General features: G+C 69.3%; 20 protein-coding genes and 1 tRNA gene. 7 read left to right on the top strand and 14 right to left on the bottom strand.

Annotated elements, in window-relative coordinates; all coding sequences use genetic code 11:
- The first annotated feature begins 36 nt into the window (after window positions 1–36).
- From ACWD6P_RS10985 to ACWD6P_RS10975, 3 genes are all read left to right on the top strand, one after another.
- Window positions 37–819 carry an ABC transporter ATP-binding protein gene (locus ACWD6P_RS10985; RefSeq protein WP_451443732.1) on the top strand — a complete coding sequence of 261 codons (783 nt, stop codon included), beginning with the start codon at window positions 37–39 and terminating at the stop codon, window positions 817–819.
- Window positions 820–897: 78 nt separating this feature from the next.
- Window positions 898–3,498: an ABC transporter permease gene (locus ACWD6P_RS10980; RefSeq protein WP_451443731.1), complete on the top strand. Its 2,601-nt coding sequence runs from the start codon at window positions 898–900 to the stop codon at window positions 3,496–3,498.
- Between the two features lie 360 nt (window positions 3,499–3,858).
- On the top strand, window positions 3,859–4,773 hold the full coding sequence (locus ACWD6P_RS10975; RefSeq protein WP_451443730.1) for a hypothetical protein: 915 nt from the start codon (window positions 3,859–3,861) through the stop codon (window positions 4,771–4,773).
- A 246-nt stretch (window positions 4,774–5,019) separates the two neighbouring features.
- Here ACWD6P_RS10975 and ACWD6P_RS10970 read toward each other — a convergent pair whose 3' ends face one another.
- The 11 genes from ACWD6P_RS10970 to ACWD6P_RS10920 all read right to left on the bottom strand — a co-directional run bounded on the left by ACWD6P_RS10970 (window position 5,020) and on the right by ACWD6P_RS10920 (window position 13,406).
- Window positions 5,020–6,435 carry a glycosyltransferase family 39 protein gene (locus ACWD6P_RS10970; protein WP_451443729.1) on the bottom strand — a complete coding sequence of 472 codons (1,416 nt, stop codon included), beginning with the start codon at window positions 6,433–6,435 and terminating at the stop codon, window positions 5,020–5,022.
- Between the two features lie 136 nt (window positions 6,436–6,571).
- Window positions 6,572–8,791, bottom strand: a complete 2,220-nt coding sequence (locus ACWD6P_RS10965) for an ABC transporter permease (protein WP_451443728.1) — start codon at window positions 8,789–8,791, stop codon at window positions 6,572–6,574.
- Complete coding sequence (locus tag ACWD6P_RS10960) at window positions 8,788–9,456, bottom strand: ABC transporter ATP-binding protein (RefSeq protein WP_451443817.1); 669 nt, start codon at window positions 9,454–9,456, stop codon at window positions 8,788–8,790. The genes ACWD6P_RS10965 and ACWD6P_RS10960 overlap by 4 nt, the downstream gene beginning before the upstream one ends.
- Window positions 9,457–9,623: 167 nt before the next feature.
- The gene (locus tag ACWD6P_RS10955) at window positions 9,624–9,974 is read right to left on the bottom strand and encodes a hypothetical protein (RefSeq protein WP_451443727.1); all 351 of its coding nucleotides are present in this window, start codon (window positions 9,972–9,974) and stop codon (window positions 9,624–9,626) included.
- An 80-nt stretch (window positions 9,975–10,054) separates the two neighbouring features.
- The gene (locus ACWD6P_RS10950; protein ID WP_451443726.1) at window positions 10,055–10,399 is read right to left on the bottom strand and encodes a hypothetical protein; all 345 of its coding nucleotides are present in this window, start codon (window positions 10,397–10,399) and stop codon (window positions 10,055–10,057) included.
- A gap of 240 nt (window positions 10,400–10,639) precedes the next feature.
- Window positions 10,640–11,239 carry a DUF3987 domain-containing protein gene (locus tag ACWD6P_RS10945; RefSeq protein ID WP_451443725.1) on the bottom strand — a complete coding sequence of 200 codons (600 nt, stop codon included), beginning with the start codon at window positions 11,237–11,239 and terminating at the stop codon, window positions 10,640–10,642.
- Entirely contained in the window at window positions 11,239–12,036 is a 798-nt protein-coding gene (locus ACWD6P_RS10940) for a DUF3987 domain-containing protein (RefSeq protein WP_451443724.1), read from the bottom strand. The genes ACWD6P_RS10945 and ACWD6P_RS10940 overlap by 1 nt, the downstream gene beginning before the upstream one ends.
- Window positions 11,985–12,347 (bottom strand): DnaB-like helicase N-terminal domain-containing protein, encoded by a 363-nt coding sequence (locus ACWD6P_RS10935; RefSeq protein WP_451443723.1) that lies wholly within the window; start codon window positions 12,345–12,347, stop codon window positions 11,985–11,987. The genes ACWD6P_RS10940 and ACWD6P_RS10935 overlap by 52 nt, the downstream gene beginning before the upstream one ends.
- A 342-nt stretch (window positions 12,348–12,689) precedes the next feature.
- Window positions 12,690–12,765, bottom strand: a tRNA-Arg gene (locus ACWD6P_RS10930).
- 108 nt (window positions 12,766–12,873) lie between these two features.
- Window positions 12,874–13,194: a hypothetical protein gene (locus tag ACWD6P_RS10925; RefSeq protein WP_451443722.1), complete on the bottom strand. Its 321-nt coding sequence runs from the start codon at window positions 13,192–13,194 to the stop codon at window positions 12,874–12,876.
- A complete protein-coding gene (locus ACWD6P_RS10920; protein WP_451443824.1) occupies window positions 13,191–13,406 on the bottom strand; it encodes a hypothetical protein in 216 nt (71 codons plus the stop codon). Before ACWD6P_RS10920 ends, ACWD6P_RS10925 begins: the two co-directional genes overlap by 4 nt.
- Window positions 13,407–13,457: 51 nt before the next feature.
- Here ACWD6P_RS10920 and ACWD6P_RS10915 point away from each other — a divergent pair, with 51 nt between their 5' ends.
- The gene (locus ACWD6P_RS10915) at window positions 13,458–14,153 is read left to right on the top strand and encodes a TetR family transcriptional regulator (protein WP_451443721.1); all 696 of its coding nucleotides are present in this window, start codon (window positions 13,458–13,460) and stop codon (window positions 14,151–14,153) included.
- Between the two features lie 53 nt (window positions 14,154–14,206).
- Here ACWD6P_RS10915 and ACWD6P_RS10910 read toward each other — a convergent pair whose 3' ends face one another.
- Entirely contained in the window at window positions 14,207–15,454 is a 1,248-nt protein-coding gene (locus tag ACWD6P_RS10910) for a M6 family metalloprotease domain-containing protein (protein WP_451443720.1), read from the bottom strand.
- A gap of 404 nt (window positions 15,455–15,858) precedes the next feature.
- Here ACWD6P_RS10910 and ACWD6P_RS10905 point away from each other — a divergent pair, with 404 nt between their 5' ends.
- On the top strand, window positions 15,859–16,470 hold the full coding sequence (locus tag ACWD6P_RS10905) for a TetR/AcrR family transcriptional regulator (RefSeq protein ID WP_451443816.1): 612 nt from the start codon (window positions 15,859–15,861) through the stop codon (window positions 16,468–16,470).
- Between the two features lie 135 nt (window positions 16,471–16,605).
- Window positions 16,606–18,138 (top strand): MFS transporter, encoded by a 1,533-nt coding sequence (locus ACWD6P_RS10900; protein ID WP_451443719.1) that lies wholly within the window; start codon window positions 16,606–16,608, stop codon window positions 18,136–18,138.
- 96 nt (window positions 18,139–18,234) lie between these two features.
- On the opposite strand, the gene ACWD6P_RS10895 is transcribed toward ACWD6P_RS10900, so the two are convergent.
- Window positions 18,235–18,732 carry a MarR family winged helix-turn-helix transcriptional regulator gene (locus ACWD6P_RS10895; protein ID WP_451443718.1) on the bottom strand — a complete coding sequence of 166 codons (498 nt, stop codon included), beginning with the start codon at window positions 18,730–18,732 and terminating at the stop codon, window positions 18,235–18,237.
- Window positions 18,733–18,895: 163 nt separating this feature from the next.
- Between ACWD6P_RS10895 and ACWD6P_RS10890 the strand changes: the two genes are divergently transcribed.
- Window positions 18,896–19,663 (top strand): DODA-type extradiol aromatic ring-opening family dioxygenase, encoded by a 768-nt coding sequence (locus ACWD6P_RS10890; protein ID WP_451443717.1) that lies wholly within the window; start codon window positions 18,896–18,898, stop codon window positions 19,661–19,663.
- 30 nt (window positions 19,664–19,693) lie between these two features.
- Here the strand turns inward: ACWD6P_RS10890 and ACWD6P_RS10885 are convergent, their stop codons facing one another.
- Window positions 19,694–20,752 carry a questin oxidase family protein gene (locus tag ACWD6P_RS10885; RefSeq protein ID WP_451443716.1) on the bottom strand — a complete coding sequence of 353 codons (1,059 nt, stop codon included), beginning with the start codon at window positions 20,750–20,752 and terminating at the stop codon, window positions 19,694–19,696.
- Window positions 20,753–21,044 lie beyond the last annotated feature (292 nt).

The following is a 21,044-nucleotide window of genomic DNA, read 5'->3' as shown; positions in this document are numbered from 1 at the left end:
GATGGTCGGGACTTCGCACCCCTTCCAGGAGTACCCATGTCGCAGACCGCCACTGCCACCACCCGCCTTCGCGTCCCCTCTCCCGTCGCCGCCTGCGCGACCGGGCTGACCAAGGTCTACGGCGAGGGCGAGACCCGCGTCGTCGCGCTCGACTCGGTGACCGTGGAGTTCGGCCGCGGCCGGTTCACCGCGATCATGGGTCCGTCCGGTTCCGGCAAGTCGACGCTGATGCACTGCATGGCGGGGCTCGACGCCATCTCCGGCGGGTCGGCCCGGATCGGTGACACCGAGCTCTCCGGGCTCAAGGACCGTCAGCTGACCAGGCTGCGGCGGGAGAAGCTCGGTTTCGTCTTCCAGTCGTTCAACCTGCTGCCCACGCTGGACGCCCTGGAGAACATCACCCTGCCGCTGGACATCGCCGGCCGTAAGCCCGACCAGGAGTGGCTGGAGCTGATCGTGGGGACGGTCGGCCTCGCAGGGCGGCTGCGGCACCGCCCTTCGCAGCTGTCCGGCGGCCAGCAGCAGCGGGTCGCGGTGGCCCGTGCACTGGCCGGGCGTCCGGAGATCGTCTTCGCGGACGAGCCGACCGGCAACCTCGACTCCCGGTCCGGCGCGGAGGTCCTCGGCTTTCTGCGGGACTCCGTACGGGAGTTGGGGCAGACGGTGGTGATGGTCACCCACGACCCGATGGCCGCCTCCTATGCCGACCGGGTGGTCTTCCTCGCCGACGGACACGTCACCGACGATCTGCCCGCTCCCACACCCGAGGCCGTGCTGGACCGCATGCGGCTCTTCGACGCCAAGGGACGGACGAGCTGACGCGGCCCGCAGCCACTCACCGCCCCGTAGCCCGCATCCGCGCACCCGCCCCTCGCACCCAGGACTGAACCGATCACCATGCTGCGTACAGCCCTGCGCAACGTCCTTGCGCACAAAGCCCGATTGATCATGACCGCGCTCGCGGTCCTGCTCGGCGTCGCCTTCGTCTCCGGCACCCTCGTCTTCGCCGACACCACCGCGAACGCCTACCGCAACGCTTCCGCCCAGAGCCTCAAGGGCGTGGCCGTCTCCGTGCGGGCGGACGACGCCGCCGCCACCGACCCGTACGCCCCCGATATGGCGGGCGGCGAGGACAGCCAGCCGGCCACCGCCCTCGATGCCGCGCTGGCGCGGAAGATCCGCGCGCTGCCCGGCGTCGCTTCGGTACGCCCCACCGTCCACGGGCAGGCCACCCTGGCCGGTAAGGACGGCCGCCCGGTCAACGCCGACACCAACGGGCAGAACCTGGCCACCAACTACCAGCCGGGCCAGAACGGCAAGGACAGCCACTTCCCGCTGAAGGAAGGCCGCGGACCGGTTGCCGCAGGTGAGTTGGCCCTGGATGCCAAGACCGCCGAGAAGGCCGGCTACCGGATCGGCGACACCGTCCGCTTCGCCACCGACGGACCCGCCCTGACCAAGAAACTGGTCGGCACGGTCACCACCGACGACCCCCAGGTCACCGCCGGCGGCACCCTCACCCTCTTCGACACCAAGACCGCACAGAAACTGTTCCACCACCCCGGCCAGTTCGACGAGATCGCCGTCACGGCCGGTCCCGGCACCGACCAGTACGCGCTGACCGACCAGGTGCAGGCACTGCTCCCCGACAACGGTCCCAGGGCCACCAGCGGCGCCGAACTGGCCGCCGAGCAGTCCGCCCAGATCGCCAAGAACACCGGATACCTCACCAAGACCCTGCTGGTCTTCGCCGGTATCGCGCTGTTCGTCGGCGTCTTCCTCATCGCCAACACCTTCACCATGCTGATTGCCCAGCGCAGCCGCGAGATCGCGCTGCTGCGGGCCGTGGGCGCCTCGCGCCGCCAGGTCGAACGCTCCGTCCTCATCGAGGCCGCCCTGCTCGGCCTGGTGTCCTCCGTCGGCGGATTCGCGCTCGGCCTCGGCATCGCCGCCGCCATGGGCCCGCTGCTCAACACGACCGGTGCCGCACTGCCCGACGGGCCGCTGGTCATCACGCCCGCGGCCCCGCTGGCCTCGCTCGCGGTCGGCGTCGTCGTCACCGTTCTGGCCGCCTGGCTGCCGTCCCGCAAGGCCGCGAAGATCGCCCCCGTGGCGGCCCTCAGCAGCGTCGACCAGGCGCCGCCCGCCCGCGCCCTGCTGGTCCGCAACGTACTCGGCACCCTGCTCACCGGGGCTGGGGCGCTGGTGATGCTCTACGTCTCCACGCTCAAGACCAGCAAGGAATCGAACCTGCTGATCGCGATGCTCGGCGCCGCACTGACCCTCGGCGGCGTGATCGTGCTGGCCCCGCTGCTCTCCCGGCCGCTGATCACCCTGTCCGGCAACGTCACCACCCGCCTCTTCGGCGTCAGCGGCAAGCTGGCCAGGCAGAACGCGCTGCGCAACCCGCGCCGCACCGCAGCCACCGCATCCGCCCTGATGATCGGTCTCGCCCTGATCACCGGGCTGACCGTCGGCGCCCACTCCTCCCAGAGCGCCATGGCCAAGGAGGCCACCCAGGGCCTGAGTGCCGACTACAAGGTCAACTACAACACCACCCGCGGGCTCGACGCGGACGCGGCCGGCAAGGTCGCCCGGGTACCCGGGGTCGCCGCGGCCGCCCCTCTCACCACCGCACAGCTCGACACCCAAGGCCAGTCCGCCGTCATCACCGGCACCGACCCCACCGCCTTCGGCAAGGCAGCCCGACTCGACTTCCGCACCGGCTCACTGCACGACATCGGCCCCGGAAAGATCGCGGTCTCCGACGAGTTCGCCGAGCGAGCCGGGCTCCAGGTCGGCGCCACCCTCGACGCCGAGATGGGCGGCGGCATGGACGGCACCAAAGCCGCGAAGCGGAAGCTGACGGTCGTCGGCATCTACGCCAACACCCGCACCACCGACGAGGCGCTGGGCACCCTCGCCGACGTCCTCCCGTACTCCGTGACGAAGCAGCTCGACAACCTGCTGGTCAAGGCCGAACCCGGCAAGACCACCGGCCTCGACCGCAAGATCCGCGCCGCACTCGGCGACAGCCCCCTGCTCAAGGTCCGAACCCAGGAGCAGCTCATCAAGGACAAGAACGAGTCGGTCACCACGGTCCTGAGCATGATGTACGGCCTGCTCGGCATGGCCGTCGTCATCGCGATCCTCGGCGTCGTCAACACCCTGGCCATGTCGGTCTTCGAGCGCACCCGCGAGATCGGCATGCTGCGCGCCATCGGCCTCGACCGGGCCGGGATCCGGCAGATGGTCCGCCTGGAGTCGGTGGTCATCTCCCTCTTCGGCGCGGTCCTCGGCATCGGTACCGGCATCTTCCTGGCCTGGGCCGCAGGCGGCCTGACCACGTCCTCGATGCAGGAGTACGAGACCGTCCTGCCCTGGGGACGCCTGGGCACCTTCCTGGTGCTGGCCCTGATGATCGGCGTCCTGGCCGCGATCTGGCCGTCCCGCCGGGCGGCCCGCATGAACATGCTGCGCTCGATCCAGTCGACCTGAGCCACACCGCGGCACCCCACGACCGGACGGAGCCGGGGTGCCGCCCGCCGAACACCGCCGAAGCCCCGGCGATCAAGACACCTCCGCCCACCACCGAGGCCACCGACCTCTCCCTCCCTCCCTGCCGCCAACTCCCGTAACCGCGCCCCATGCCCGGCGTATCGGTCTTCGACACCGGCCCATGTCCGGGGTGCGCCCGGCCGGTGGTGACGCCACCAGCCCCCTGAAGCCCAGGCGCAGCCGACCCACGGGGTCGGTCGACGCCTGACGAGAAGGAAAGACCTAACGAGAAGAAACGAGGAGATTCGCGTGTCAATCCGATACATCCCCCGTGCTCAAACCCGCCGTAGGGCAAGTCTGGTGACGGGTGCCCTCGCCACCGCCTTCCTCACCGGCATATCCCTGATCGGCTCCACCACTCCGGCCCACGCCGAGGACGGCAACACCTACTTCAGCACCGAACAGGAAGCCCTCGACTGGCTGGGCGCGCGTTTCCCCCTGAACCAGCAGGAAGCCGTCAAGGGCTACCCGGTCAACGGCCAGGACTCGCAGCAGGTCAAGCTCGACGAGGTCGAGAAGGTCTACTCGCACGACCAGGCGCTCAAGGACATCCCGTCCAAGCTGGGCAGCGGATTCAACCTTGAACAGCCTGTCCCGACCGAGGGCGGCCAGTCCCTCACCACCGAGGATCCCGACGTCCGCACGAGCAGCAGCGACGACAAGGAGCCGTGGCTGAGCAACTGGGACGCCAAGTCGATGTGCGGCCAGCCCAGCCACAACCCCGGCGGCGAGCCGATGCCCTGCGGCTTCATCGGCGTGCTGGACCAGAAATACCCGGTCATGCAGACCTCGGCAGGGGTGATGGGCAAGGCGTCGTTCGACTACAAGTACGGGGCCATGGTCGGCCAGGACACCAGCCAGACCAGTGGCTGGTCCGTCGGCGGAAAGGTCACCTCACAGCTGAACACTCCCGGCGGGCCCGGTGGCGGCAACGCCGGTACGGAGCTCAACTTCACCTACAGCGAGTCGACCACCACCACCGACAAGTGGACGACCATGGTGGAGCAGACCAACAAGTACGAGGTCCCGGACCGCGTGAACGGCTGGGTCGAGGGGCGCGCCAACGGCGGTAAGTACATCGGGTACATCGTCTACAAGCTCGACTTCACCAACGCCGACGGAAACCGAAAGCAGAAGATGGTCCTCATCCCGGCACGCGTCCTGGTCCAGGGCAACACCACGGTCCCGATGACCTTCGTCAAGCGCGGGAGCTAGCGACACACGGGAGCTAACAGCACACCTGACCTGAACCACTTGGGCGGCCCCGCTCCCTGCGACAGACGACAGATGCGCAGGGAGCGGGGCCGCCCTGTCGGTGTAGTCCTCGACGCCGCCAGGATCTATGGACCCGAGAGCGATATCGCTGGCCGGGTGTCCGGACGCTTGGGGCGCCCTCACTGAGATTCGGACCGTGATCGGTCTGTACGTGGGGCGCCGGACCTGCGTGTTGTATGGCCCAGTTCACTTCACTCGTTCGTAAACGCTCACCTGACGACCCCGCTCAATCGTGTCCGAGCGGCGCACGAAGTGCTCGTCGAGGGCACGTTGCTTGGCGCGGTCGCGTGCCGATGCGGCTTTGGGGGGCCCGGGGTCGGTTACGACCACGATGCGCTGTGCGCTGAGCACGGCTCGCTCTATTGCGTCGGGCCCGGCCTCTATACCTTTCAACGTGCCTGACTCCACCGGGCTCTGGGCCAGAGCCAGATCTCGCAGGCCGGCGAACGCCTGGGGCGAGACGAGGGCCGTGTCACGGCGCGCGGCGGGAATGTAGAGCACGCCGTCGGCGGCGTGGCGTGTGTGACCGACGATGGCTGCCGCAGTCAGCACGTCGTCGACGCGACTCTGTACGGTACGCAGCCGGAGCTCGGTCGGGAGCAGCACCAAGAGCGCCAGGGCAACGGTGGCGGGGAGCAGAACGCGAGGGTGTGTCCTGATGCCCGCGGTGATCGTGACCAGGAGGACGCCGACGAGGAGCGCGAAACCTATGTACGCGAACAGTACATAGCGGGTGATGTAGAGCGGTTTGACGAGGGAGGCCATGGCCAGGCCGATCTGCGGCACCGCGCACAGCGGGAGCGCGACGGCGGCGAGGCTCACGTGCGCGCGCGGTACATCCTCCCGCAGGCTCTCCGGCAGCCGGCGCCGGTACGGCAGGCGCGCGTACGACAGGCGTGCGCAGAGCGCGGCGATCGTCACGGTGATCACCACGCCGAGCACCGTCGACCACCCGAGCGGCTTGATCCAGGAGACCTGGTCGGCCTGGGCCCGGCTGGCCAGCACCACGGGCAGGGTCCCGGCCACAGCACCGGCGGAGGCGAGCGCCCACCCGATGCGTCGGGCTCGGTCGGGGCGGACGTACACCACGGTGACCATGTGCGCGATCAGCGCGAACAGCGAGAACCAGTTGAGCAGCGCGGCGATCAGCACGGCCGCCCCGTACCCGGCCCACCGCTGGACGCTCGGTCGCTCAAGGGCGCCCACCAGTAGCCAGGTCGCGAGCGCCACGAAGGCGAGGACGAGCGCGTAGGGCCGGCCCTCCTGGGCGTACTCCTGGACCGCAGGCACGACCGCGAGGGCGAGCCCGGCCCCGATCCCCACCCAGCGCCCTGAGAGCCGGGCGCCGATCAGCGCCGTCAGCGCGCAGGCGCCGGCCGTGGCGAGTACCGAGGGCAGCCGCAGGGTGATCAGGCTGTCGCCGAAGACGGCGAACAACCCGTGCATCACCGCGTAGTACAGGCCGTGGACGACATCGACCTGGCTGACCATGTGTCCTATCTCGGCCAGCGACCGATGCGCCGCCTGCCAGGTCGCCGCCTCGTCCCGCCACATGCTGTGCTCACGCGTGATGCCCCACAGCCCAAGGACGAGCGCGAGCACGGCCGGACCAGCGCAGAGGGATATGCGACCATGCCGCACGGTATCGCCGTTGGCCGATCGTGTCGGGTGCGCTATGCCCGCTTGGTCGACCCCTTCGACACCATCCGAGTGCCTCCGGCCCCGAAGTGGGGATATGTCATTCACCATAGGGACGCCATTGGCTCGATTGCCGCACGGCTGCGCGTGCACCCCACCACCAGGTGAGGAGAGCCAGAACGGCGAGGGCGCCGGCTGTAGTGGCCAGGACACTGTTCGACAACTCGATGCCGTAAGCCACGCTTTCCTGCGGGGCGGCCAGCCAGCTTGCGGCGATCACGCTTGTGGCGATCGAGGCCAGCAAGGGCACGAGGAGCGCCCAGGCCGCTGTCGAGTAGTAGATCTTCCGTTGGCCGGTGAGCACGCTCAGCGGTGCGACCTTGCGGCTGAAGCGCAGGAACTCTGCCAGGTTGGCCAGGGCGACCGCCAGGGCGACGATCAGCACTCCCGGCAGGCCGAAGAAGACCACCCACTTGCCGTGCGCGACGGACTCCCGGGCCCCTACCAGCCACTCGGCACCCGGAGCGTCGACGCCGGCCGAGGCGACGGGCAAGGAATCTCTCAGGAGCTGCTTGATCTTCTGCTCCGGGAGATCCGTACCGTCGGAGGAAACCAGAGCGAGCTTTTCCGGGGCGGGGGAAGAGCGAGCAGGAAGAGCGGGGGCCTGTTGCACCTCGAACCGGTCAACCACCGGGCTGACCCACCGCAACGCTTCCACCAGTCGCTGGTCTGCGGCCCGCGATGACACGATGGTGGGCTGTGGTGAGCAGGTGAGCTGAAGGGCGCGCAGGGCCTGGCACGGGCCTTGGATACGAGCCGGTGCCGAGGCGCTGGGGTTCTTCGGCCGGTAGATGGCGAAGGTCTCCACCCCTGCCGGAAGTCGGCCGACCACGCTGTCCACCTGGTCACGGGGAAGCTGATCGGAAATCTTCATGAGCAGCACGCTGTGGCCGATGCGGTTCGCCGTGGCTTGGGCTGCCTGCGCATTTTCGCCGAACTGTGCGCTCATCAGCTGGATTTGACTCACCAGAACCAGGGCGATGCTGACCCCGGCGACCAGGCGCGCGGTCACTCCCGGGTGCGCGGCGGTGTGCCGGCCGGAGACCAGAGCTCCGGCGTCACCGGTGCGCCGTGACCACCGGGCCAACTGCGGCCCGAGCGCCGCGGCACCGACCGCGACGGCACACGGCAGGGTTGCCATCACCGCGACGACACCGGTGTTGTAAAGCTTCATCCTCAGGTCGGCGTAGTGGGACGGATCCAGCTGAGCCGGCCCCCACACTGTGAGGAAGAGCAGGACGGGGCAGGCGAGAGCCGCCCAGTGGAGCGCCCGGCCCTTGCGGGCAGAAAGCCGCGTCGAGCGCGACGTCCCTCGCCTTGCCTGACGGTGCACCAGGCACACGAGGAGGAGCATCCCCACTGCGGCCGCGAGGCCAGCCAAGAGCACCGGCGCCCACCACTGCCGCAGATCCGCCGCCGACAACCAGTAGTTGATCCAGGGAAGCCGGACGTTTCCCAGCGCCTGCACCAACAGTGCGGGCAGAGTACCCAGCACTGCACCGGCCCCGACGGGGATGGCTGCCTCGCCGAGGTTGAGCAGGGCACGATGACGTCGGCTACCGCCCAACGCACTGACCAGCGCAGTGCGCTTGTCCCTGCCCGCCGAGCCCATCCGTACCGCGACAACGGCGAGTGCGGCGGCGGGTAGCAGGATCAGATAGAGGGCGGTCAGGAACTTGCCTCGATCAGATATGAACCGCACATCGCCGGTCGGCATGCCGTTCTCACCGAAGCCGACGATGGGATATGCGCTCTTCTTGTTGAGCTGCTGCTCAGTCGGGTTGACGTAGGCGTATCGCTCACCGGGGCTTGCCAGCCCTTCGTCGCGGATGGTTCCGGCGACCTTGCCATACCTGTTCAGCGCCCCTTCGGCCCCCAGAAGGCGCTTCAGTTCCGGGGACAGCAGTGCCTCACCCGGAGCGGGCCAGCGGTCGACGCCCGGTGGCGGCGCCGCGCGCGGGGAGACGGGACGGACATACACCAGGCTGAACTGCCGACCTTGAACCTCGTCAAAGTTCGCCATCGCCAGCGCAGTCACAGGCTGTGCAGGAAAAGCGTCGTGAAACTGGAGCCCGCGGGCGGCTGTCCGCTTCTCGATCCCGTCGTAGGCGGCGTACGTCGCGCCAATCGCTGTCAAGCCGAGTGCCAGCATGGCTGTGGCCAGCAGCAGTGCGATTGCCCGCACTTGGCCGCCACCAGCGCGCCTCCCGGCTGCTCGTCCCATCCGCAGCAGCTGCCATGACAGCGAATTGCGCTTCATGAGCGTTCCCCTGCCTTCCGCTGCATGAGCGCCGCACCGGTGAGTTCGAGGCAACGGTCTGCCCGGTCCGCCACTTCGAAGTCGTGGGTGACCACGACGAGGGCACAACCCCAGCGCCGGGGGACATCGAAGAGCAACTCTGTGACGGCATCCCGGGTGGTGCGGTCCAGCGCTCCGGTCGGCTCGTCCGCCAGCAGGAGGGCCGGCTCATTGATCAATGCGCGGGCCACGGCAGTGCGCTGCCGCTCGCCCCCCGACAGCTGCCCAGTGGGTACCCCGTCGTAGGGCACCCCGAGGTCACGGAGAAGAGTTTCCGCCCGCTCATAGGCCTGGCCAGTGGAGGTCCCTCCCAGCAGCGCCGCCAACGCCACGTTCTCCACCGGGGTCAGTTCAGGCAACAGCTCGCCGAACTGGAAGACCACGCCCATGTGACGGCTGCGGTGCCGCTCCAGCGCTCGCTGGCGCATACGGACAACATCCAGACCCGCAACTTCAACACGCCCCTGCGACGGCCGGATCAGCCCCAGCACACAACCCAGCAGAGTGCTCTTACCGCTGCCGCTGGGCCCGACCACCGCTGCCGACTCACCCGCACCGACCTGCAGGTCCAAGCCGTCCAGCAGCACGCGATCAGCGACTTCGTAGCGAAGCCCGCTGATGTTCAACACGTCCCCGCTGCTGTCTCGTTCGCCCTTGCCTTGACCCACTGGTACCTCTCTCACCCACTGCGCACAGCGCAGGCAGGGTGGGAGGCAGCTAATGTGCTGCCTCCCACCCTGCCGCTTCAGATTCTGAACCGTGCGGCCCGAACGTCAGGCCGCCTGGAGTGGCTTCAGCCGCGGATTTCCCACCGGCTGCACTCGTCGTCGTTGTCCGGGACCCAGTTGCAGGTCCGCAGGTCGGTCACCCGGCCACCGGTGCCGCTGTAGGCGATGCTGCCCTTGCCACCCGACTTGTTCCACAGCGTGTAGTAGCTGTCAGGGTCCGTGGTGCGGTAATAGTTCGCGAAAGCAGATATGTCGCCATACTTATGGATCATTACCGCGACCTGGGTGTCCTTCTTCTGGGTCCAGGACCCCGCCTTGCCGCCAGGCGAGTAGCTCTCGAACGCGGCAACGGCAGGCGAAGCCCCCACCAGCGCCGCACCCGCTACCACGAGCCCTACGATCGTCTTCTTCATCATCTTGCGTTCCTCCCCCTAGGTAGGTGTATCGATCTCATCGCGCGACCTGCGTGGTGCCGCATGCCGACGCTCGCGAACCGTCAGCCGCGGACTTCCCACCGGCTGCACTCGTCGTCGTTGTCCGGGACCCAGTTGCAGGTCCGCAGGTCGGTCACCCGGCCACCGGTGCCGCTGTGGGCGATGTTGTTGACAATCCCCGACTTGTTCCACAGCGTGTAGTAGCTGCCCGAGTCCGTGGTGCGGTAGTAGTCCGCGTGGGCCTTCGTGCCTCTGCTGTGGATCATTACCGCAACCTGGGTGTCGCTCTTCTGGGTCCACGACCCAGCCTTCGAGGACGGCGAGTAACTCTCGTACGCGAAGGCCGACGATGCGCCCATCAACGCCGTCCCTGCGATGACGAGCCCCGCGATCGTCTTCTTCATCATCTGGAGCGTCCTCCCCTGGTGGAGGCACTGGCCCGATGCCGTGCCTCGTGATCGCGCCACAAGGTATGGATCTCAAGCCATGTATACAAGCGACATTTGGAACGTGTGTCTGAAAAAGTGCACTCTGCTGGGTGGGTAAGGTCGGATAAAAGAACTTATATAAGGCAGTTGAGGCCACAGGGTAGGAAGGTGGAGTATCGCATTGTTGTCCGATTTTAGGTGTCTGGAACTGGCTCAAGGTCACGGGCGAGCAGGGCTGTCGCCATCGACCAAGAGCGAGGGGTGTACGCGGTAGGTGATCGCAGGAAGTTTGCCGCGCGAGCCGTTCCGGGCCGGCTGGACGCTCCTCAGATAGCCGTGTTCTTCGAGCAGCTTCAGTGCCGGGGCGGTGGAGCTCACGGTGGGGAAGGCGCGGCGGCGGGCCGTGACGAGTTCATGGGCCTTGAAGCTGGTCACCTTCGTCCGACGGATCCAGTCGAGGACGAGCTGAGCCTTCTCGCTCTCCGTGTTGGTCTCCATGAGGTCGAAGGCCGCGAGCGCGTGGGCGGTGTAGTACTCGCCGATGGCGGTGGCGCGCTCGACCGTCGCGGCCTCGATTGGCTCGCCCCAGCGGCCTGTGGCGCGGTCGGCGAGGTGGAGGAGGCCGGCGATGCGGGCCACGGCGCCGACGCACTTGCCTGCCCAGTCGTCGATGTGCGCAAGGACGCCCTCGGGGCGGAGCTGGGGCTCGATGGCCTGAACAACGATCTTCCGGTAGCCGAGGGTCGAGGCAGGGAGGGAGAAGAAGAAGCGGGCCAGGAGACCTCGGCCGCGGGCGCCCGGGGTCTGGGCAATGTCCATCAGGACCGGGGCTGCAGGAAGACGCCGAGGTTGGGGCGGGAACTGTAGCGGCCCGCGATGATGTCGAAGAGGTCGCCTTCTGGGGAGAGGACTCCGAGTCGGCCGTGCGTGCTGAGGAGCTTGGTCAAGGTCTCGGGAGTGACGTCGCCGGACGCGGTGAGACGGGGCTTGGGCGGGACGACGATGGACTCGGCTTCCATACGCAGGCCCGCGGCCTCAGCGACCAGCGACGTGGACGCAGTGGAGTCGTCCGCCTTGCGGGCCTTGGTCATGATGGCCTCGGCGCGGGACTCTGCGGCTTCCTTGGCGACTTCGGCTTCGATGATGGAGGGGCGGGCATCCTCCTGCAGGGCTGCTTCGATGTCGTAGATCGGGCGGGTCATGGCCGCGAAGACGTCGGACTTGCGGGAGGCCGGGGGTATGGCGACGACCAGGTAGAGGTTCGTCTGCTCGATCCAGCCGTCACGGATCTGCACGTGGACGCGCCCGCCGGCGGCGGTGGAGAGCGCGGCGAGTGCCATGGTGGCGGCCATGTCAGCAGGGATTTGGGTGAACTCTGCGACAGCTGCTACCTGTTCGGCTACCCAGGCGGGGAGGGCATCGACGGGGAAAGTGGGCAACGGGCCTTGCTGGCCGAGCGGAGTTGGGACAGGCCAGTGTTCCTCGACTGCTGTGCGGTCAAGTGCGAGACGCGCTGTGGCAAGCAACTCGTCGTGGTCTTCGCCGGATTCGCATGCCGCTTGGATCAGTCGGGTGCCGACTTCGGCGATCTCCCGCCGACTCGCGTGTTCGCGCACGATCCTTGCGTGGTACGGCCCGGCGCTGGCCGTTCCTGGGCTCCGTAGAGGGTGTGCGGATAGGACGCCCCGCCCACGCGCTTCAGGTCGCCTGGCTTGTCCAGCGTGTCGGCAAGGACGATCGGACTCGGCGGGATGCCGCCGGCCACGAGCTCCAGGATCGCGCGCCAGATTGTCTCGTGGGCGGGGCGGTAGAAGACCGCGGGGTCCTGCCCGAGCTCCTCCTCGATCTCGGGCAGGACGGCGGCGTCGACCATGACGGCACCGAGGACGATCTGCTCGGCCTCGTGGCTGTTCGGCGCCTCCATCATCGGGATGACGTTGTCGCCGGGGGCGTGCTGGGGTGCCGGAGGCGGGCGTAGAACAGCTCCAGCATCTCGGCCGTGAGCTTGCCCGCCTTCAGGTCGCCGAAGGTCGGCTTGAGGTAGTTACGGATGAGCCCTCGGCCCGCTCGTACGACGTGTCGACATCGAGCTCAGTGACGCCCAGCCAGCGGTCGAGCAGGAAGGGCATCGTCACCTGGCTCTTGGGATGCCGCTGCTCGTCGACCTGGTTGAGGAGCCTGGTGCGGATCTTCTCGGCCTCGGGCCAGGTCTCGGCCTGCTCAAAGACCAGCGCGCCTACCTGAGAGAGGTAAACGCGCTGGTCAGACCTGGTGCCCCCGGCAGGATTCGAACCTGCGACACCCGCTTTAGGAGAGCGGTGCTCTATCCCCTGAGCTACGGAGGCGGGTTTGGGCCGCCCCTGAGGGGAGCCCAGGACAGCGTAGCGGATGGGGCCTGTGGGTTGTGGCCGGCTTAGCCGCTGAGGTGTCTGCCGGGCGGGCGTGTGGTGGGTTCAGCCGCCGATGTGCCAGCTGACCGTGCCGTCGAGGGTGACGAGGAGGGCGAGGAGGAGGAGATCGGCGGCGCCGAGGGCGAGGCCCAGGAGGGCGCGGCCGCGGCGGTTGGTGCCGCGGGCCAGGGCCAGGCCGCCGAGGATCAGGGCGCAGGGTCCCAGGACGAGGTTGAGCACCAGGGTGCCGAGCAGGCCGAGGATGAAGGAGGCCACGGCCATCTCGTCGGCGCGGGAGCGTGAACGGCCGCGCGGGCGGGGGGACTTGGCGGTGGCGGGCGAGGCGGCCCGGGTCGTCGAGTCGGCTTGGGTGAGCGCGGTCATCGGGTGGTCACCTCGGCCCGGTGGCGGTGTTCGCGCAGGGAGAAGACGAGCAGCCAGCCGGCGATGACGGCCGCCGCGATGAGGGTGACGGGGAGGGGGAGGTGTGCCGCGGTGCCCAGCGCGATCCCCATCAGGAGGAGGGCTGCGACGAGGAAGAGCATGATCTGCCTTTCCCACTCGGAGGACAGTTGTTCACTCAGTGACTCCAGCATACGACTCCTCACGGGTGGAGAAGTTCGGAGAACGGTTGTTTACTGGATGACATGAGTCACACCCTTGGGGTTCGGCAGGCCCAGAAGCAGAAGACCCGGCAGGCGCTGCTGGACGCGGCGCTCGGCCTGCTGGAGGAGCAGAGTCTGAGCAGCCTCGGTCTGCGGGAGGTGACGCGGGTGGTGGGGATCGCGCCGACCGCGTTCTACCGGCACTTCCGGGACATGGGCGAGCTGGGCGTCGCGCTCGTCGAGGAGGCGCTGGGGAGCCTTCATGTGATGGTGCGGGCGATCCTCGCCGAGCAGGACGGGGCCGAGGAGCGGATCGATCGTACGGTCGCGGTCGTCGAGCAGCATGTGCGCCGGCATCCGATGCACATCCGGTTCGTGGCGCGGGAGCGGCACGGCGGCGTACGGGCCGTGCGGCAGGCCATCGCGGGCGAGCTGGACCGGTTCGCGGCGGAGGTCGCGACGGCGCTCAAGTCCCAGCCGGTGTCGGAGGGCTGGCGCGATGACGAGGTGCGGATGCTGGCCGAGCTGTATGTGGACCGGCTGGTGACCACGGCCGCGGCGCTGCTCGACGCCGAGGAGGACGGGACCGAGGGCGCGGCCGAACGGGTGCTGCGGACGGCGCGCCGGCAGCTGCGGCTGATCAGCATCGGGCGGCGGCACTGGCACGAGGAGGGGCGGGGAGCACTTCCGGGGAGCACGGGGCGGGGAGCACTCCCGGGGAGCATTCCCCGGGAGTAGCGGGAGGAGGGGGAGTGGTGAGGGTGTGGGGTCTCGCTGGTGGGGGCTCGGGGTCAGGCTCGGGCCGGGGTCACGCGTACGCGGTAGGTGCCGTCCGGGTTCTCGGTGAGGACGGTGACCGAGGCCCCGGTGGTGTGGTCGGTGTAGGTCTCGCCAGGGCGGAACGGGGCGTCGGTCAGCTCCGCGTCGACGTACTTGTTCCCCTGATAGCAGCCGCCGCTGCGCGGGGTGGCGTCGATGACGCGGAGCGGGCCGCGGCCCGAGGGGACGTCGGTGGCGACGCGGTACACCAGGACGCCGGGCCGGCAGACCGCCGGTTCGAGCAGCCCGCGGGTGCGGGCCTCGACCACCAGCGCGGTGTGCGGCGAGGTGGGAACGACGACGATCTTGGCGCCGCCGGGGGTGGAGACCGGTGTGAGGGTGTGTTCGCCGGGCGTCCCGCGGGCCGGTGCGCAGTGCACCTGGTCGGCGGAGAGCCAGCCGAGCTTCCACTTGTGCCAGCCGACGAAGTCGTTGCTCGGCCCCCAGTCCTCGTCCATCGGGTCCCAGTGGCCCACGGGGGGCGGGGCGCGGCGCTCGTCGGTGTAGTAGAGGTCGGGCAGGCCGAAGCTGTGCGCGTTCTCGTGGTTGAGGACGCGGAAGGCGCTCTCCCCGGTCTGCCGGCTCCAGATGAACGACGTGTTCCGGAACGGCACCCCGTCGGCGGTCTTCAGCCCCAGGTCGGCGCCGCTGAAGGTGACCGACAGGACCGTACGGGTCGCGGGCGGGCCCGCGTTGGGTGTGGCGATGATGTTGATGAGGTCGTAGTCGCGGAAGTCGACGATCGGGTCGATGGTGCGGACGATCTCCTGGGACAGGGCGTGATAGCCGCGGTCCGCGGCCGGGTCGAAGCCGGCGCCGCGCTGGATGCGGTACGCCGCGAGCGGCCGTGACATGCGGATCCAGCGGAACAGGGGTACCGGCAGATAGCTGAGCCTGCCGTACGAGCTGGCGCGGAAGAAGTCCGTCGCGGCCGGGAAGAACTCGGCGAAGCGGGCGCCGGGCGACAGCGGGGCGCGGGCGTCCGGGAAGTCGATGAAGAGGGTCAGCGCCCGGACGACGCCGGAGGAGCGGGCGAAACCGGCGGGTGTGGCGGCGGTTTCGGCGACGTCGTCGGTGATGCCGTGCAGTGCGCAGGGGCCGGTCGGGCGAACGCCCGGCCCCGGAGGTATGGCCACGGCGCTGGGCGGCGAACCCAGTGCTATCGCCGCGGTCGCGGTGGCCGCGCCGGCGGCCAGCACCGCGCATATCTTGCGCTTCATACCGATCACCTTGGGTCGGCGGGTGATCCCTCGCGCGCGGAGTTACGTCAACTGGAGGCATGGGGCAGGCATGGGCAGGCATGGGCGGGTCTGGGGCGTGGGCCGGGCTGGGGGGCAGGGGCGGGCATGAGGGAGGGCGTGCGGGCGGAGTCAGTCCCCGGTCCTCCTGGGCCCGTTTGAAGGTGTGGGTCAGGTCACATCGGGCCGTGAAATATCCGGGGAGGTTCTCCCCGTTTAACCAGACGTCCGACGGAAACGGGGAGCGCCTCCCCGGTTCCTGGATCGGAGTCCAGACCCGAAGGCCGAAAGGAGTGAGCCGCGTGACCGCCCTCGCCCGCTGCGCGAAGACCGAGAAGCACAAGACCGAGAAGCAGAAGACCGAGAAGCAGGGGCAGCCGCCCCGTCTGCGGGCCGATGCCCTGCGCAACCGGGAGCGGATCATCGCGGCCGCTCGCGAGATGGTGATGGAGTTCGGTGCCGACGTCCCGCTCGATGAAATCGCTCGACGCGCGGGGGTCGGCAATGCGACGCTCTATCGTCACTTCGCCGATCGCCTGGAGTTGATCCACCACGTCACGCTCTCCGTCATGTCCCGTACGGCTGACCGCGCGGAGAGAGCCCTCGCCGAGGAGCCCGATGCCTTCCAGGCGCTGAGGCGCTTCGCCCACGAAGCGGTGGAGGAGCGGATCGGCGCGCTGTGCCCGATGCTCTCCGACAGCATCGATCGTGATCACCCCGATCTGCTCGCGGCGCGCGACCGCCTGGAGGCCGCCGTCGAGGCAGTCATGGGCGCCGCGCGCGACAGCGGCCAGCTGCGTCCCGACATCGCCGTCGGTGACCTGATGGTCGCGCTCACCCAGCTCACCCGGCCGCTGCCGGGCAGTGGCTGTATGGACTTCGACAAGTTCGTGCACCGGCATCTGCAGCTGTTCCTGGACGGCCTGCAGACGCCCGCCCGCTCCGAACTGCCCGGGTCCGCCGCCACGTTCGAAGACCTCAGGCGCCGCCGCCCGTAACCGGACCGGCCACCGCCGCGCACGACCACACCACACCACACCCGTCCCTCCCCCCTTCCTCCCCTTTTTTCCGCCACCCCTTCTTCTCCTTGCTCCGCTCCTGTTCGCACACCGCATCACTAGGTGGATCCCGCCATGCCTGAAACCGTCCCGTCCGTCGATCCCCGGCGCTGGAAAGCGCTGATATTCATCGCTCTCGCCCAGCTGATGGTCGTCCTCGACGCGACCATCGTGAACATCGCGCTGCCCTCCGCCCAGGAGGACCTCGGTATCACCGACGCCAACCGGCAGTGGGTGATCACCGCCTACGCACTGGCCTTCGGCGGGCTGCTGCTCTTCGGCGGCCGCGTCGCCGACCTGTGGGGACGCAAGCGGACCTTCATCATCGGGCTGGTCGGATTCGCGGTCGCCTCCGCGCTCGGCGGGGCCGCGGCCAACGAGGGCATGCTGCTGGGCGCGCGGGCGCTGCAGGGTGTCTTCGGCGCGCTGCTGGCACCGGCCGCGCTGTCCCTGCTCGCGGTGACGTTCACCGAGGCCAGGGAGCGCGCGAAGGCGTTCGGGATCTTCGGTGCGATCGCCGGTGGCGGCGGCGCCGTGGGCCTGATCCTCGGCGGTGTGCTGACCGAGTACATGAACTGGCGCTGGACCTTCTTCGTCAACATCCCGTTCGCCGTGGTCGCCGCGACCGGCGCCCTCCTGGTCATCCGCGAGCCCGCGGAGGGCCGTAACCCCTCCCGGCTGGACGTCCCCGGCGTCATCCTGGCCACGCTCGGACTGGTCTCGCTGGTCTACGGGTTCACCCGCGCCGAGTCCGACGGCTGGCTGGCCGGTGCGACCCTCGGCCTGTTCGCCGCGGCCGCCGTGCTGCTGCTGGCGTTCGTGCTGATCGAGTCCAAGGTCAAGGCCCCGCTGCTGCCGCTGCGGGTGGTCGCCGAGCGCAACCGCGCCGGTGTCTATGTCTCGCTGGGCCTCGCCGTGATCGGCATGTTCGGCCTCTTCCTCTTCCTGACCTACTACCTCCAGATCGTGAAGGGGTACACGCCGGTCGCCACCGGTCTGGCCTTCCTCCCGATGATCGCCGGCATGATCACCGGCTCGACGCAGATCGGCGCCCGGCTGATGAACCGGGTCCGTCCGCGGCTGCTGATGGCGCCCGGGTTCGTGGTGGCCGCGGCCGGCATGCTGATGCTGACCCAGATCGACCTGGACACGTCCTACCCCGCGCTGATCCTGCCCGGGTTCCTGCTGATGGGCCTCGGTATGGGTACGGCGTTCATGCCGGCGATGTCGCTGGCCACGCACGGGGTCCAGCCGCAGGACGCCGGTGTCGCCTCGGCGATGGTCAACACCTCGCAGCAGGTGGGCGGCGCGATCGGTACGGCCCTGCTGAACACCATCGCCGCCAGCGCCACCAGCGCGTACGGCACCGCGCACGCGGCCGGTGCGCGCTCGGCCGACCTGCTCAAGCTCCAGTCGATGGTGCACGGCTATACCACCGCCATCTGGTGGGCGGTCGGCATCCTGGCCCTGGCCGGGGTGATCGCCTTCACCTTCATCAACACCGGACGGCCGGGCGGCGGTTCGCCGGTGGCCTCGTCCGGCGACGGGGCGGGCACGGCCAGGGGCTCCGCCGAGGACGAGGTGCCGGTTCCGGTACTGGCGCACTGAGCGCACTGAGAGCACTGCGTCACTCATACGCGCGAAGGCCCCCCACGGGTCTGCTCACTCCCACAGGTGCCGGCCTCTTCCGGTTCCGCCGATACGTCAGCGGAGCCAGGGGAGGTCGGCACCGTGCGGTTGCAGCCCTTCGGTCATCACCTGGCAGATCTCGGCCAGTTGGCGGACCTGCTCCGGGGAGAGCCGGTCGAAGATCGCGGAGCGGACGGCGGCGACATGGCCGGGGGCGGCCTTCTCCAGTACCCGCATTCCCTCGTCCGTGAGGTAGGCGTTCTGGCCACGCTTGTCGGAGGGGCAGTTCTCGCGGCGCACCCAGCCGTTCTTCTCCAGACGGGCCACCGCGTGCGAGAGCCGGGAGCGGGTGATCTTGGCGTTCTGGGCCAGCTCGGTCATCCGCATCCGGCGCCGCGGCGCGCGGGACAGCTGGACGAGCAGGCCGTAATAGACGTGCGGCATCGCGGCGTCGCGCTGCAGCTGCCGGTCGAGGTGGTCCTCCAGGAGCGTGGTGGCGTGGAGGTAGCACTGCCAGGCGTATTGCTCCTCGTCGGTGAGCCAGCGCGGCTCGGTTGCGGGTTCGGTGCTCATACCATCCACTCTCTCACCGCTCGGAGAGTTCTTTAAGTTTTAACAATGTTGGGCTAGGCTGGACCCTAACGCTTGAACATTCAAGTACTGCGGAGTGCGGTGGCTGAATGTTGACGACCCCGTCTACCGCCCAGTGTGACGCCGTGGAGTTGATATGTCCCTCATGCCGGCTCTCTATCTCAGCCACGGCGCACCCCCGCTCGCCGACGACCCCTGGTGGCCGGGCCAACTGGCCGCCTGGGCCGCTCGGCTGCCGCGCCCGAAGGCGGTGCTGATCGTCTCCGCGCACTGGGAGGAGGCCCCGCTCGCCCTCGGCGCCACCGTGACGATGCCCCTCGTCTACGACTTCTGGGGCTTCCCGCAGCACTACTACCGGGTGCGATACCCGGCCCCCGGTGCACCGGCGCTGGCCGAGCGGATACGCAAGACGCTCCGTACGGCGGGCACGCCCGTGGTGGACATGCCCGCCCGGGGGCTCGACCACGGTGCATACGTCCCGCTCGTCGAGATGTTTCCGGACGCCGACGTCCCGGTCCTCCAGATCTCGCTGCCGACCCTCGACCCGCGCCGGCTCCACGAGGCCGGACGCCGGCTCGCACCGCTGCGGGAGGAGGGCGTGCTGATCATCGGCAGTGGCTTCTTCACCCACAACCTGGCGGCGCTGCGGCAGCGTGACGGCGGCACGCCCGCCTGGTCGGCGGAGTTCGACGACTGGGGGCGGCGGGCCCTGGAGGCGCAGGACCTCGATGCGCTCTTCGACTTCGCGCACAAGGCGCCGGCCGGCCGTCTCGCCCATCCGCGTACCGAACATTTCGCGCCACTGTTCGTGACCCTGGGGGCCGCGGACGCCGTGGGGCAGCTGGATGCCGGGCGAAGCATGATCGACGGATTCTGGATGGGGTTGGCGAAGAGGTCGGTGCAATTTGGCTGAGTGCGGCCGAAGTGCCGCGCGCGGTCCGGTTCAGTCGTCCTCGACGATCAGCCGGACGGCGTTCAGGGCCGCCGACAGGGCGCGGGTGTCGCCGTCCTCGGAGGCCGCCGCGACGTCCAGGGCGGTGTCCGCGAACTTGATCGCATGCTCGTTGCCGTTGGCGACCGCCCGCTCGAAGACCTCCTCCGGGGTGAGGGAGGCGGCGTCGGGGGCCGGGCGCCGGGTGTCGGCGGCGTAGATGGCGGTGACCGCGGACGTCGCGGCCCAGGCCACCGCGTAGGAACTCGCCCACAGCTCCCGGGGGAGCGCCGGCAGCGTGCGCAGCACCGCGTTCGGCGCGGTGGCCGCGTGCACCAGCATGATGCCGTCCCCGTGGCCGTAGTCGCCGTAGTTGAGCGTGGCGGCCCGTACGAGCGAGGCGAGGCCCTTGCGTACGGCCTCGGGGTCGTCGGGGAGGTACAGCGACTCGGTGGCGGCTAACCAGCCCGGCGTCTTGGGGAGTTGGGCGTACCCCCGCACCGGCGTCACCTGCTGCTCGGCGACACGGGGGAGGGCGGCCAGCGCCTCGGCCGGGGTGGCCCGGCCCGCGGGGCGCACGTCGGCGGGCAGCAGCAGATGGCGGGCGGCCCAGTAGCCGAGGGCATGCGCCAACTCCGCGATACGCGGACCGTCGTTGCCGTCCTCGCCCTCCGTCAGGAGGCTGCGTACGGCGTGTCCCACCCGGATGACGGGGTGGGTGGCGGCGCCGGCGATACCGGGCAGCAGCCGAGGCCACCACTCGGCGAGGATCTCGCGCCAGGGCCGCTCGGCGACCTGTCCGGTGAAGTACGCGGTCCAGTCGGTGACCCGGGCCGGATCGCCCAGCGCCTCCCGCCAGTTGGCGTCGGTGATACGGGCGCCGGCGCTCGGTACGCCCTCCAGTTTGTTCTCGTACGTGTCCAGCCAGCGGTGGACGGTACGGGCCTGGCCGTGGCGGACCAGGGCCTCGACGGCCATCGGGCCGTGATTGCTGAGAAATCCGTTGAACTCGGGGCCGGAGGCGTGCAGCCGCTGAAGGGCCTCGCCGAGTGTGCCGCTCGTCGTGTCCATGGCCCGAGGCTAGGTTGGGCGCGGGGGGTTGCGTAACGGGCTTCCGGCCTAGGCCGATGGTCTTCCGCTGCGCTTTGCCTGCCGCGCACGTTTTCGGCTTTCCCGCCGTGGGGGTTTGTCGCCGTTGCCCTTCCGCTGCGCTTTGCCTGGGGCGACGTTTTCGGGTTTCTCGCCGTTGCGCCTGCGGCGGGCGTTGCCGCTGCGCGGGGCGTTTTCGGCTGCCGGTGGCGGTCCTCCGGGGCAGTGTTTCGGACGTGATGGCGGTAGAGGCGGGAAAACGGCAACAACGGCC

The sequence above is a fragment of the Streptomyces sp. NPDC002446 genome, from assembly GCF_053595675.1.
This window is presented reverse-complemented; position numbering and strand designations above follow the sequence as displayed.

Bases quoted from the DNA above. Each gene is read 5' to 3' on its own strand.
- ACWD6P_RS10920 (WP_451443824.1), bottom strand. From the start codon at position 13,406: ATGCTGGAGTCACTGAGTGAACAACTGTCCTCCGAGTGGGAAAGGCAG.
- ACWD6P_RS10900 (WP_451443719.1), top strand. From the start codon at position 16,606: ATGCCTGAAACCGTCCCGTCCGTCGATCCCCGGCGCTGGAAAGCGCTG.
- ACWD6P_RS10890 (WP_451443717.1), top strand. From the start codon at position 18,896: ATGCCGGCTCTCTATCTCAGCCACGGCGCACCCCCGCTCGCCGACGAC.
- ACWD6P_RS10955 (WP_451443727.1), bottom strand. From the start codon at position 9,974: ATGATGAAGAAGACGATCGTAGGGCTCGTGGTAGCGGGTGCGGCGCTG.
- ACWD6P_RS10885 (WP_451443716.1), bottom strand. From the start codon at position 20,752: ATGGACACGACGAGCGGCACACTCGGCGAGGCCCTTCAGCGGCTGCAC.
- ACWD6P_RS10895 (WP_451443718.1), bottom strand. From the start codon at position 18,732: ATGAGCACCGAACCCGCAACCGAGCCGCGCTGGCTCACCGACGAGGAG.
- ACWD6P_RS10965 (WP_451443728.1), bottom strand. From the start codon at position 8,791: ATGAAGCGCAATTCGCTGTCATGGCAGCTGCTGCGGATGGGACGAGCA.
- ACWD6P_RS10915 (WP_451443721.1), top strand. From the start codon at position 13,458: ATGAGTCACACCCTTGGGGTTCGGCAGGCCCAGAAGCAGAAGACCCGG.
- ACWD6P_RS10910 (WP_451443720.1), bottom strand. From the start codon at position 15,454: ATGAAGCGCAAGATATGCGCGGTGCTGGCCGCCGGCGCGGCCACCGCG.
- ACWD6P_RS10945 (WP_451443725.1), bottom strand. From the start codon at position 11,239: ATGGACATTGCCCAGACCCCGGGCGCCCGCGGCCGAGGTCTCCTGGCC.
- ACWD6P_RS10950 (WP_451443726.1), bottom strand. From the start codon at position 10,399: ATGATGAAGAAGACGATCGCGGGGCTCGTCATCGCAGGGACGGCGTTG.
- ACWD6P_RS10980 (WP_451443731.1), top strand. From the start codon at position 898: ATGCTGCGTACAGCCCTGCGCAACGTCCTTGCGCACAAAGCCCGATTG.
- ACWD6P_RS10935 (WP_451443723.1), bottom strand. From the start codon at position 12,347: ATGATGGAGGCGCCGAACAGCCACGAGGCCGAGCAGATCGTCCTCGGT.
- ACWD6P_RS10985 (WP_451443732.1), top strand. From the start codon at position 37: ATGTCGCAGACCGCCACTGCCACCACCCGCCTTCGCGTCCCCTCTCCC.
- ACWD6P_RS10925 (WP_451443722.1), bottom strand. From the start codon at position 13,194: ATGACCGCGCTCACCCAAGCCGACTCGACGACCCGGGCCGCCTCGCCC.